The sequence below is a fragment of the Bradyrhizobium sp. UFLA05-109 genome, assembly GCF_054185165.1.
This window is the reverse complement of sequence record NZ_JBBIAR010000101.1, coordinates 1-12,747: the sequence shown is the minus strand read 5'-3', so window position 1 is coordinate 12,747 and position 12,747 is coordinate 1. Positions and strand designations below refer to the sequence as shown.

General features: G+C 57.5%; 9 protein-coding genes and 2 pseudogenes. 6 read left to right on the top strand and 5 right to left on the bottom strand.

Annotation, left to right across the window (positions count from 1 at the left end; all coding sequences use genetic code 11):
* Positions 1–234 precede the first annotated feature (234 nt).
* The 3 genes from Q3C01_RS41710 to Q3C01_RS41700 all read left to right on the top strand — a co-directional run bounded on the left by Q3C01_RS41710 (position 235) and on the right by Q3C01_RS41700 (position 1,297).
* Complete coding sequence (locus Q3C01_RS41710) at positions 235–396, top strand: hypothetical protein (protein WP_458151150.1); 162 nt, start codon at positions 235–237, stop codon at positions 394–396.
* A 254-nt stretch (positions 397–650) separates the two neighbouring features.
* Complete coding sequence (locus Q3C01_RS41705) at positions 651–1,013, top strand: hypothetical protein (RefSeq protein WP_458151149.1); 363 nt, start codon at positions 651–653, stop codon at positions 1,011–1,013.
* Positions 1,014–1,087: 74 nt separating this feature from the next.
* Entirely contained in the window at positions 1,088–1,297 is a 210-nt protein-coding gene (locus tag Q3C01_RS41700; RefSeq protein WP_458151148.1) for a hypothetical protein, read from the top strand.
* Between the two features lie 990 nt (positions 1,298–2,287).
* Here Q3C01_RS41700 and Q3C01_RS41695 read toward each other — a convergent pair.
* The 4 genes and pseudogenes from Q3C01_RS41695 to Q3C01_RS41680 all read right to left on the bottom strand — a co-directional run.
* Positions 2,288–2,416: pseudogene (locus Q3C01_RS41695) on the bottom strand (alpha/beta fold hydrolase); the annotation flags it as partial.
* Between the two features lie 446 nt (positions 2,417–2,862).
* Positions 2,863–3,309 (bottom strand): cupin domain-containing protein, encoded by a 447-nt coding sequence (locus Q3C01_RS41690; RefSeq protein ID WP_458151147.1) that lies wholly within the window; start codon positions 3,307–3,309, stop codon positions 2,863–2,865.
* 1,430 nt (positions 3,310–4,739) lie between these two features.
* Positions 4,740–5,291, bottom strand: coding sequence for an ATP-dependent DNA ligase (locus Q3C01_RS41685; RefSeq protein ID WP_458151157.1), 552 nt, complete (start codon positions 5,289–5,291; stop codon positions 4,740–4,742).
* A 37-nt stretch (positions 5,292–5,328) separates the two neighbouring features.
* Positions 5,329–5,679: a hypothetical protein gene (locus Q3C01_RS41680; RefSeq protein ID WP_458151146.1), complete on the bottom strand. Its 351-nt coding sequence runs from the start codon at positions 5,677–5,679 to the stop codon at positions 5,329–5,331.
* A gap of 68 nt (positions 5,680–5,747) precedes the next feature.
* Here Q3C01_RS41680 and Q3C01_RS41675 point away from each other — a divergent pair.
* Positions 5,748–5,941: pseudogene (locus Q3C01_RS41675) on the top strand (DUF3606 domain-containing protein).
* Between the two features lie 1,056 nt (positions 5,942–6,997).
* Here the strand turns inward: Q3C01_RS41675 and Q3C01_RS41670 are convergent.
* Positions 6,998–7,807, bottom strand: a complete 810-nt coding sequence (locus Q3C01_RS41670) for a substrate-binding domain-containing protein (protein ID WP_458151145.1) — start codon at positions 7,805–7,807, stop codon at positions 6,998–7,000.
* Between the two features lie 680 nt (positions 7,808–8,487).
* Between Q3C01_RS41670 and Q3C01_RS41665 the strand changes: the two genes are divergently transcribed.
* Entirely contained in the window at positions 8,488–9,480 is a 993-nt protein-coding gene (locus tag Q3C01_RS41665) for a ketopantoate reductase family protein (protein ID WP_458151144.1), read from the top strand.
* 626 nt (positions 9,481–10,106) lie between these two features.
* Positions 10,107–12,506: a metallophosphoesterase gene (locus Q3C01_RS41660; protein ID WP_458151143.1), complete on the top strand. Its 2,400-nt coding sequence runs from the start codon at positions 10,107–10,109 to the stop codon at positions 12,504–12,506.
* Positions 12,507–12,747: the final 241 nt, after the last annotated feature.

The window sequence follows — 12,747 nt, the reverse complement described above, 5'->3', positions numbered from 1 at the left end:
CGTTTCTTCTTCAATGCCGTGTTCTTACCCGCCGCAATCCCATCAAACGGACTCATGACTTAGATTCGCCGTTTCCTCGGCCGCGCGTGGATCGGAAGTTTCGCTGGCCCGCGGCCGGCGAGCCACACTTGGAGCCTGTCCAGGTACAGGTAACCACGGTGACTCCGGTCCAATAGTTCTACAGGACGCGAGGCGGTGTATGCTCAAACTTTCTTATATCGTGAGTCTTTTCGAATGAACGTCAAAGCCGTTATGGCGAAAATCCTACAAGCGGAGCTACTGGCACGCGGCGTGGATTCGCTAGCGCCGTCCGACTACGAAGAGATTGTAGAGCGGATGGTTGAGCAAATCAGTGAACTAGATTTGAAGTTGCGAGACATGAACAACGAGCCGTGAGAGACTGGCAACGGCAGGGGTTACCACTTTTTCCCGACGGTCTAGCTGAGAAGCATGTATTGTGTTATCTTTGCTCTTAAGGCGGACGGTAGGCTTACGAACTGTTGCCCGTCTGAATATTTGAGCCCTCGTGCCCCCGCCTCCGGACGTATTTCAATCCGTGGGGCAATGCTTCATTTCCCTCCGTCTTCCCAAACTCGGAGGCGGGTCTTTTTTCAGTGTTTTGGCCAATTCAATTTTGATGGGAGTCATTTTTGAGAACCAAATCCCTGACGGTCATTTTGTCGCTAGTGATGTTGGCATCAAATTCGGCGTTAGCTCGCGATCCAGACGGAAAGTATGCGCAAGCCGATCCTGAAATGCACAGGTGGTTTCAGCAGTTGAAATCCGAAGAGGGCAAACCTTGCTGCGCACTCAGCGACGGTAACACCTTGCGAGACACTGACTGGCGAACTCGGGACGGCCACTATCAAGTCTTTATGGATGATGAGTGGGTTGACGTGCCCAACGCGGCTCTTGTCACGGCGCCCAATCGTTTCGGGCAAACAGTCGTTTGGCCATACCACGAAGATGGCCATCCCTTTGTTCGGTGCTTCATGCCCGGAAGCATGATGTAGGGCAATGAACAAGCGCGGATGGCAACGGCCATTTGATGATCCAATTCCGCTACCCGACGAGGAAGCTTCTCAGATTGCATGACGCAGCAACATTCATCACGCAGTTGCCGAAGCGTGAACATGACTCGCTAGAATGGCTGGCAGCGATTGAAGCGCTGATGCTCGTTGCCGAGAAGGGCGGCCCGACGATGTTTGCACGCATTGGATTCATGCGTGCGTTGAACCGCGAGAAGAAAACCGAAGAGCGGAAGAGGCGGGAGAAGGCTTATCGGGTGGTGATGTAATTTGTCGCTGAGGGCTCTCGGTCGCGGCGCGCATGAGGTTCGCTGTGCCCTGGCGCGCTTCTATCCTCTGGCCGAAACTGCATAAAGAATAATCAAGAATGGTGCTGGTTCCTTTGGTCGCCGGGGATATATAGTCGCGCCATGTCGGAGGTGACCAAATTCCGCTGTCCCACTTGCGATGCGGAGTATCTGGTTGTCCGCGTCGAGGCGCTCCCCACACATGACGATCCACTGGTTTGTCTTGGCTGCGGTGGCCCTCTACAAAACCGAGATGGCAAGTTTGCGCTCAAGTATTTCCGCAAGTCAGGCTCAAATTCCATAAATGGCCGCAAGCCGAGACTGCGGCAAGGCCGTCTCAGTTGGCGGCCTCTTTCATTTCAAATGTCGCCTGTTGGCCCTTAGTATCACTTTGCTGCCGTGCGGAAACCCCGTCGCTTTGTGACCGAAGCGGACATAGCCTTTGCGCCACCGGCTTAGTAAGCAAACAGTCTAGCGAGTGCCACCGTGGCACGATCTCACATCTCAATTGAACACCGCAGACCGGGCGTTGCCGTTACGATGAGTTGTCTGGTGTCAGTTCTAGCAAGGCACGAAGGTGAAACGCTATTGCCCGATGATTTTAGAGGGGAAACGTTCTTCCGGCTACTGTCATGGCGCTGTGGAAATGCCGTTCTCGAAGTAACAACCCCTGCTTCATGAACATGAATCGAGAGCACCTCGCCACCTCTCAACAAGCTGCTGCGAGGAAATGACGTCACGTGCGTCGCCATGATGCCGGGCATGATCGACGGGCTCGGTCGAGAATGACCCTAAGCCGACTTCAGTCGGCCCAAGCTTATCGCGCTAGGGGCGCCGATTGCATGTCGCCGCTGCCGGTCCCAGCACCGCGTTGTGCGGCGTCGGTGGCATTCCGCAGAGGCTTGTGTTGCGCGGTACGATGCACCGCGCGGGGGTGGATGTGACCGTTCCGCAGGTCCTCTCTTGCGCCGATCAAATCTCGGCAACCTCGACGATGGCCCTGGCGAAGGCCTGCGGCGCTTCCTGCGGCAGATTGTGTCCGATGCCGCCCCTGATGGTCCGGTGCTGATACTTGCCCGAAGGAGATTGGTGGGGCCTTCCTAGTTCGGGGGCAAGATGATCGCCGAGATAGTATATTTGACTGCCTTGGCTCTAGCCGAGGCCGCTTGGCTCTATGCTCTTGCAAAAACAACAATGGCGGTTGGCAATTGGATGATGTCCTAAGTGCATCGTCCTCCCAGATGGAATCTTCGGGAGATCAGAGAAGCGTCACCCCGGCGGCCCCGTCGCCGCTGTATTGTCCTAGAACACTCGCGCTTGGAAAGTCACACAGTAGATTTTCAGAAGTTTTCGCGTGGCCCCCCAGCGTGAAAAGCCCAGCCACCGAAGAGTTCGATATGTTGCCAGCATATTGCACCTCTTAGGACATGAGCGGAGCTCGGACCCGCGCCACGACTCTAGCGCTACGCGGTAGGTTAGAATGTGAAAAATATGTCAGGCGCTGCTCGGCTGGAGCTTTGGTCGGGGAGCAATACGGAAGTGCGGTCTTACTGCGCCGGCAAGCCGCGGGGCGGGTTCCGCGCGATCAGCGACTTGATCTTGTCGACGATTCGGATGGCGATGCCAAACGGGAACGGATAGTTCAGGCGAAGGAAGGCGAGCGTTTTCACATAGTCCTCGACGTGCCATCTGGCGTGCGCACCGCTGCGAAAAAATAAGACGTCATCAACGCCATAATGCTTCGGCGGCACGCCCTCGCTCTCAAGCACGATCGATCCTTCGAGGATCACGATGGTCTCGTCGAGATCGTAGTACCAGTTGAATTTGCCTTCGGTGCACGACCAGATCATGGTCTTGGCCGTGTTGCATGCGCTCGTCGACAGTAAGCGCGATCGAGCTTCCGGATTACCTTCGATGATCCAGGATGGCTCAATCGGCGACGGATCGAGATCCACCTTGTGGTAGTGCCACGCTTCAATGGGTGCGAACGGCATCGGTTCTCCCCACGGCAGAGGATTGCGCGGCACTCAGCTTCCGAGTTTTCACGCGAGTGTGAAGAGGTATCTTTGCCGCGCCTCTAAGGAGGGTACCTCTTGCCTGTCATTGCGACTAGGAACAAGTGGCAATGGGCCGCGTTCGAACGCAGGTTTCGGCCCAGCCGGGCAACCTCGACCGGCCTAGTTTTTTTGCTTTCTCGCCTTGGGGTGAACCCGAACGAGGGCAAATGTCCGGTTCAGCGTTCTGCCGCGCAACAGCAACGAGGTCCTCAGGTTAAGCTTGATTTCGCGACCGCGGGTTAAATCTGGAACTTAGATCAGCGATGATCCTTGCACGACAGATCGGACTCGTTTCTAAGAAAAACTCGCGGGGCCGGGCCATCTCTCGACGGTCGACCAACCCCTAACCGTGCAGGTACGCAGGTCGAGCATCTGACCAACCCGCCCGGCTGCGAGAGACGTTCCTGGAATTGCAGTCGCGCCGCCAGCCACCCTTCCTAACGATCGCAATCATTCGCGCAAAGCAGACGTGGTGGCCGCGACACGAGGTCAGTGGATCTGAGTTTCAGTGAGGAGCGGCACCGGCGCTTGAGGCTGGAGAAACGCCGGTGCCGTCCAGGTGCCCATCCACCGATCCACTATATCGGGAAAAGTAAGCAGGTACGAGACAGCGCCGGTGCCCTAATCAGCGTCCGTTTCATTCTCTTCGTTTTCGGGAGCTCGAACGCTCCTGACGATAAGACCTAAGACGCTGCCCGCGATGATCAGCCAGTGAGGCATCTGCAATTCGGAGAGCATGTCCAGCGCTTTGCTTATTTGCCCTTCTTTGGCGTTCTTTGCTGCACAACCGTCATCAACCGCACCAAGCGCACTATTCGTCGCACGCTGTCGCCGAAGCGCCGCGATGGGGCGTGCTTCTGCATCTTAAAGACCACATTGCGAATGCGACTTAGCAAATGAGGCTCCTCTTACCCTCAGGCCGTGGCGAGGCCTCGACGCTCGGGCCTAGTGAAAGGCCGCAGCCGTTTACGTCGCCGTGGGGGCTCAGGGGGAGCTGAGACCAACTTGCTCGGCCAACCGTGGCTGATCTTGGCCAACATGCCCTAGGGCCGCCCCGCGCGGCGATTGGGCAATCGGTCTAACTCGGATTTGCCGCCTAGGGGTTGAACTAGCGTTTCGCCTTCAGCCCGTCCAGCCTATCCTGCTCGGTTCGCGCGAGGGCTTTAGCGTGTGCCTCGGGTGCGGCTACCGACCATTTTCGGGGCGCGTGCGGCGTTGTCGCCCCAATAGAAAAATCGAGATGAGCGTCCATCCGGAAAGCGCACTTCAAAACCTCCGCAATCGGCCACTGCCTCGTGACGAATGATGCGGATGCGATTCACGCGAAGGCCTCCTTTCGCACGCTATAGAAGGGTGGCTCCGGCTCTTCACCTTGATCCAGTGATCGCACCGGCCGACCTTGTAGGCGCGCTCGCGGTGCTTAGAGACCAAACCCTCGAGCCCCATGCGGTAGGCAGCCTTGAACAGTTCCGGCCCGATCTCACCGTGCTCGAACGGCGCCACGAAGATGCCCTCCGGCCGCCCGCGCAGGAGCTGCGCGCCAAGTTTTGCTTCCGTATAGACAGGGGCAGCCGCCGAATATCGTCGCCGCCTAGCGCCAGGATGTCGAAGGCGTAGAGTTGAACCTCATGGTCAACCTTGCGAGAATGCAGGGCGTTGAAGTCCGAGATCCCGTCTACACCCAGCACGACGGCTTCGCCGTCCAGGATAAACCGAGACTGCCGGATATTCCTCGCCGTCTCGACGATCCATGGATACCGATTGGCCCAGTCATCGCCGCCCTTCGAAAGCAGTCGCACCCGGTCGCCATCACGCTCTAAGCGCACGCGATAGCCGTCGCATTTGATCTCGTGGAGCCAGTCAGGTCCGGCCGGGACCACCGTCTTGGTCACGAGTACGTAGAACTCAATGTGCTTCATGGCGAGCATCTATGCATCGCCAGCCCAAAAGCGAGTCTCAGAACTCTTGCAGCGGCAACAACAGTTGCACGCCAATTGGCCGGCCAGTGAAGCGCTCGATGAACTCCCGCACGGGCTCCGTAACCGCGTGGCCTTCAACGACCCTCTGTTCCAGTTCTTGCGCCACGTCCTCGGAGGCATCGCGCGACCAGCCCTCCAGCGGATTGAAAGCCACCACGCGTAGGGGATGGTCGTACTGACCAGTGAGGAAGTCGCTGATCAGGGTCCGGTAATCAGTTTTGTCCTCGTCGGTCTCGCGCCAGGCCGGGCCGCTGCTGAAATCCTCCAGCACCAGGTACATGTCCCGATCGAGCCGATCGGCCGGAATGATCGAGGGCGAGGTACGCATACGCAACTCCGTGACGCGGAACCGCTGATTTCGCCCAGGCGTTGGGCTAGGTCGAAAGGAGAGCCATCATGGCAAAGGCGAGGAAACAAACAAGTCGGGGCCGCAAGCAAGATCGCGCGAGGGTGCCGGCGGCCGAGGCTACGAGGTTCGTTATGAGGCCAAGAAGACCGGCAGATCCGGTACAGCAGTGAAGAAGGCCGTCAGAAAGGTTGGTGTTAGCCGAAAGAAAGTCGAGCGCAGTCTCGCCAGAGGAAAGCGTTAGTACCCGGGCTGATTGGGCTTAAGTGACTATCACTCACGCATTTCACGCATGCTTCGGCGAATATGGCAGGATGCCGCAATGACTACTCGCCCGAATCCTTACGCTGTCTCCGCTATGCAGTACTTAGTGTGGGCACTAGAGGACATCGAAAAGACCGGTGATCTCAAGGCAGCGCACCACGCTCGCCTTGCCTTGGAAGCGCTGCGCAACCGGCCTAATCGACCAACTGATGGCGAGCATGCGCCATGAGTCTCCGATTTGTTACTAAACGCCCTAATCAGCCGATCTCAGTAGGCGCACGTGCGTGCCGCTCTCCGCCCCTCACGCTGCCGCCAGTGGCTTACCGGTCGTCCCACGCGCTCCTAGGCGGCTGGTAACCGTTACTATTCCACCAACTCTGAGGCGCCTGACGCCGCGCGGCGTCGTTACTCCACCAGCTATTCGGAACAGGACTTGGAGGGCTCTGCTGGATCGAAAGCCTCTGTTGCGTGATAATTTTGACCCTAGGTGGGCCACCGGCCCCGGCTCCCGGATCGATGCTGTCGGAGCCTCCTCCCATGCCTTGGGCATATGCAAAGCCAATCGGCGCGCCCACCAACAAGATCGCCACTAGAATCATCTTCATTTCAGGGCCTCCTCGGTTTGTGTCGCGTCAACCGAGCGAGTTCGCACTATATCACATACCTCCATGTCTGAGGTCTAAGGCCGACCTAACACCGGCAATCAACATTGAGTGTTGTTGAGTCAATCCACGAGCGCGCAATAGTGCCGCCGCCGCTTGGTGTTGATGCCGACGAAGAGGGTCATTGATCCCTCTTCGGTTTGCGCCGGCCCAAATGCCGTTCCTTTCTCTTCGGATTGAGCGATTCAGCGTGCAACTATCCGGAGATCTTGGACAGACGACGCAATAGAGCGGCGGCTCCTCACCTCCTGATGCCTCATGGCGAGTCGCCAGTTCGTGCGATGAAAACTGTCACAAGCCCCTAGCTCGGATTTTGGGATTTTGGGCGTTATCGCAACGGAGGCTCAGATTTTGAAGATCGTTTCGCTCATCGGTTAGGGCCGAGCCTTCAAAGTATATGGCCAAAGCGGGACGCGATAAATCTTGAAGCCAGCGATTTCAGGAAACCCGTCCGCTGCGTCCGCAGACACGAGGGCCAGCACAGCAGCCGTCACCTCGCCATTGCTAAGCCGATCGATCGCCGCGGTGTGTCCTGCACTCACTTTGATTGAGACCCTTCCTGCCACAACAAACCCGACCCAAACATCAACGCTGGATGCAGAGTACCTTTCATCCATCGCAACATTTTTACCCGCAAGATCGGTTACCGACTTGATCTCCGGACGAGCCATTACAACGGCAACCAAAAGGTCCGCGGGTTCGCCATCGTCATGTGCAGCTGCCGAATCCGCAACCGTCATTCGCTCCGCGACCTCGGTCGCAGCCGCCACCTGCTCCTGTAGGGTTCTGCTTTTAGAATTCGGAGAGAGAACCACAGTGGATTGCCCTATCGTGCCCAAATCCGCAGCGGCTTTGCTTTTCGGCTCGAGTCGCGTCCTCAATGAGGGAGGCGGGAGCGGGATGCGAGTTGCCGTAGGCTCAGTTTTTGCTCTGATGCTTGCAGGTTTTGTTTTCTTGGTGATGAAACGGGAAGCCCTGTCACGGCCCCGAAGAGGCGGCGGCTTTTCGCTCTTGAGCTTGGTTTCTGTCGGCGCATCGGACTTGAATGACGCGAATTCGATCGGCTGATGAGCCGCCGTTCTGGGAAAACAGGCGAACTGGCGTTCGTCAGTGCACGGTACTGTACCCGCCTGCTGTCGTGGTTGACGGCTGCAGCCGACCAAGGTCGCCGCGAGCGCGATCATGAGAAGCGCCCTCAATCAATCCTCCTAGAGGATGAATGTCCGCCGTCATTCGTCTTGCGTATTGATCTCCGCGCTGGGGTCTACCTTTTGTGCAAAAACGTTAAGGGCGCACTAACCATCGGGGTCCTTAATGCGCGATCCCCCATATGGTTAATGTCGGCACGGCCGTGGCAACTTCGATTTGCACCTAGCGAATTTCCGTCGCCTACGTCAGAACCGGCCATATGTCAGCTTGTGTGGGCTGAGTCGCGATGTCCGAGTCTGGCCCCTCGCGTCATTTGCAGCTTCTGCACAAATGCGGGCGCTATTGGGACCGAAGCGGACATCGATTGGTAGCGAGCACTGCCCGGCTCAGTCGCGAATGACCCAACTGCGACATTCTGGTTACGGATCGCTGGCAAGAAGTCGGGCGAAGGCAATGTTTGGCGAAGAAGCCAACAGCTAGGCCCCAGAGGAAATCACCTAGGCGCTCGGTAGCGTTCAAGCTCAGTACAGTAAATGTACCGTGTGTGAGAGATATGCCGTCATTTACTGAGGCTCCGGCGGGCACTCTGGGCAACCATTATCCATTAAGGACCGATGAGATCGGACGACGGACCGCGGGACAGGTGAAGCGTGCTGTTCTGCGCCACAAACGAGCCAATCCAGCTAGAACTGGACAATACCGGGAAAGAGGAACGATGTCCGACCAGAGCAACCAATCATTCGGTGTCGCCGTTCTCGGAGCCGGTGCAATGGGATCCTTATTCGGGGGCAGTCTCTTCGAGGCCGGAGCAGATGTCACCCTAATCGACCTCGATGTCCCTCATGTCGAATCGATTCGCAAGAACGGCCTCAACCTCAAGACAGATGCAGGCGAGCGCCGCATTCACGTCCCGGTGCTGTTTCCCTCCGAGGTGAATGCCATCTACGACCTTGTCATCGTCTTCACGAAGGCGATGCACACGAAGCAGGCACTAACCGCCATACGTAGCTCGATCGGCCCAAACACGGCGCTCTTGAGCCTGCAAAACGGGCTCGATAACAAGCTTGTTCTCACCGAGTTCGCCGATCCTCGAAATGTGCTGATCGGCATCACAACTTACCCCGCCGATATTAGGGGGCCGGGCAGCGTCGAATCTCACGGTCGCGGCGTTGCTCGGCTTGCGGCGGCAGGCGAACCTGCGTCGTCGACGCTGGACCTCCTTCCCGCTCTCTTCGCGCGGAGCGGGCTCAATGCGGCAATCGATCCACATGCCGAAACGGCGATCTGGGAGAAGGTCGCGTTCAACGCCGCTTTGAACGGCCTTTGCGCAATCACCGGATCAGGGGTGGGTCAAATCGGCGCGCACACGGAAACGCGGGCGTTGGCTTTTCAGATTGTCTCGGAGGTTTGTAGTACGGCGATCGCCTGCGGCTTTGCCGTTGAGCAGCAGCATGTGGAAGAGATGTTGGCCGATGCGCTCGCACACCACATCCATCATAAGCCTTCCATGCTTCAAGATGTCATTGCAGGTAGACCCACCGAGATCGAGGCGATATGCGGCACGGTGGTCCGCCATGCAGACGAGCGTGGCATAGCAACCCCTGTTACCCGAACAATCCTGGGGCTCGTACGGCATATCGACTGGCGTGCAGCCACTGCGCGAGATCACCAGACCAGTCCAGCGGTGATCGTTCAGAACGATAGTTAGACTATTAGCGCGGCACCGAATTCCGTCGGTTCAGCGGCAAGCGCGTTCTGCGAGGCATGGGAAGGGCATGCCAATGCGCGGGACCGGCAGGCATTCGTACAGATCGCCTCGATGCGTTTGAGCAGCGTTTTTTGCTGCACTGCATGAGTCCGCAGATGGCCCTTCGCGTCATTTGCTGCGTGCTCAATAGCGGTCGCTATCGGGGCCGAAGCGGACATCGATTGGTAGCGAGCACTGCCCGGCTCAGTCGCGAATGACCTTGAACGGACATTAGGTCGTTGGTGGCCTGTGCAGATGCGGTGACCGAATTGGCTCTCTGCTGTGTTGTTTTCTGGCGTCATCTGCTACAGGTTGCTGTGCTGAAACTCAGGCAGCCGCTCTGTTCTTAATTGCTTCAATGATCGCGGTCCCCAGCACCGCCAGCAACCACGTGCGAAACAATATCGCCGACAGCGTAGGCTGCACCTCGACAGAGGTGAATAATCCGCCTTTGGGGAGCGAAGCAAACCCAATTGTACTCAAGGCGAGTTCTTCGGATTTTGACTCGTGGCAGACCTAGCGACCGTGCACATATCGGCTGTACTCGACGCGGCAGGACCTAGTCCATCGATGGGTAACGGGAGGAGATGGCTGTGCGGCTGGGTTCGCGACCTTTGATATTGCGTGCGGCGGGCATCGCGCTGATAGCCATTGGGTTGTTCGCTCTGACTGCACCGATAGCGGTCGGGCAATGGTCACTCGTTTTGCTAGGCATTCCCGTGATAGCGCTGAGTGTGATCGAAGCTTACTCGGCATTCATGTCGCCGCGGAGAACCGACATGAGCGCGTACATACCCAGTGCGCTGGCGTTGGTGGCCGGGAATCTGCTGCTACTCAGTTCCGCGCTCGTCCTTGACGGCCTGTTAATTCTCCTGATTGCCATCCTGGTGTTCGACGGTATTGCCAAGATCCTACCGGTTGGTCGCGGTGCTTCTCTGGGGTGGGCGCCGACCATCTTGAACGGGTTGATCGACTTCGGGAGTGCCGCTTTGCTGTGGTACCTAAGCCGTGTCGTTGGGACTGAACGTGCAATAGGCATCATCGTTGCTATCTTCATTCTTGCTACGGGTTGGCGATTGGTGATGGCACCATTCGAGACGGCGTCTGTCGCTGCCGCCTCCAGCGATCCGAAGATGCACCCCGACGCCGCGCTCGGGCTTCCTGCAGATGAAACCTTCGCGCGTCTCCAGCAAGAAATCGACAATACGGCACCGGCGGTGCGCTCGACCACCCTGCTCTGGATGTTGACCCTGATCGGCGTCTTCTTCGCCATCCACGCAGGTCGTATGCCAACGTCAGACACCGTGCTTGGCATCATCTCCCCGGTTGTCGCCACGATAGGCGACATCCTTATGACCGTGGGAGTTGCGGCGGTGGTGGTGCTTCCGTTCCGGCTGCTGTTGAGGCGACTCACGAGACCATTGGAACGGCTGGCCTGGTCAATCAGCTTGGGGACAAATTCCAATGCGAGGCCACTGAACCCGATCGCCCAATGGTTCCTGACCAATTGGCTCTCGCAACGCTTCAGCTTTACGTTGCGATTGCGTAAAGCACGAACGTCGCTGTTGTCGGCCCTCGTTCTCGTTCTTTATCTCGGATTGCCATTGACGGCCTTCTTCGTGGCGTTCAATCCAGTGTGGGGTTTCAGCTGGTACTTCAACTCAGAAAGCTGGGCGAGCGCCGTCTACCAGAAGCTAACTGAAGTTCGCGTCGATCCCTGGCGCGCCAGCATGGTTGATGCGGTGAAAACCGGCTACGGAGGTGGCGACGAATTGTTTCGCATCCAACCGGGCGGGGTAGATGGTGCCGGGGATTTCAGCTTCCTTGTTATCGGGGATCCGGGCGAGGGCGACCCTTCGCAATACTCGCTGGTATCCAATTATCTCAGGCTTGGATCGAATGATGATGTAAAATTCTTGGTCGTGTCTTCCGACGTAATCTACCCGGCGGGATCCATGCACGACTATGAAGCGAACTTCTATCTGCCGTTTCACGGTTTCAGTAAACCGATCTACGCAATCCCTGGCAATCATGACTGGTTTGATGCCCTTGAGGGATTCAACGCTAACTTCCTTGAACCGAAGGCAGCGCGCGCGGCACTGGAGGCGCGCGTCCATGCCGACCTCGGGCTGACCACTACAAACCAGAACAGGATCGATCGGTTGATTGCAGAGGCCGCGCGCTTGAGGGATCTCTATCACCTGAAGGTTGGCGCTCAGCGAGCTCCGTTTTTTGAATTGCAGACCGATGGATTTGCTCTGTTGGCCATCGACACCGGAATCTTGCGCTCGGTGGACGAGCGTCAATGGGCTTGGCTCGAACGAGCGCTCGAGCGAGGCCAGGGAAAGTTTATCATGGCCATTGTGGGCCATCCGCGCATCGCCGGTGGACACGATCTTCCGCGAATAGCAGAAGGCCATAGTGTTGCTGAATCAGCAGAAAGACTCGCCGCGCTTTATCGGCTCCTTGCCAAGCATAAGGTAGGGATAGCCATGGCCGGCGATACGCACGATTTTGAGTACTACCGAGAGAGGATCGGCGACGACCCCAGCCGCGTAATGCATCATTTCGTAAATGGAGGTGGCGGGGCTTACCTTAGCATCGGCACCGCACTCGATTTCCCTGATCGGCCGCCCGTTGCCGATTGGGCGTTTTATCCTCGAACCGATCGACTCCGGGCCAAGCTAGATGGAGAAACGCCGCTATGGAAGCAGCCGTTCTGGCAATGGATCAAGTGGCTCAAGGGATGGCCGGTCAGTGTCGAGACTTTGTCCGGGCTCTTCGACTTCAACCGCGCCCCGTTCTTTCAGAGTTTCATGGAGGTCCGGGTCGAGCGATCGAAAGAACGTATCGTTCTCAACCTCTATGGTGCAGACGGTCCGCTGCGTTGGCGCGATCTGCAGGTTGGTGGCGCGCTCCCACCACCAGAGGCAATTCAAGATGATTTCGTTGCGTTCACAGTACCCTTCGAAAGCAGGCCCAAATAGGAAATTTGCTTCTAATTGTGAAGGGTAGCGGAAGATCAACGACAACTCTCAACCTGACTACCTAATGCAAGTGCACGTCCGCTTATGGCCATTCGCGCCATTTGCTGCTTTTGTACAAATGCGGGCGCTATCGGGACCGAAGCGGACATCGATTGGTAGCGAGCACTGCCCGGCTCAATCGCGAATGATGTGGTGGACGACGCCCGCTCCCGGCATCGAATGTGCCAAAGGGTGGTCGTTG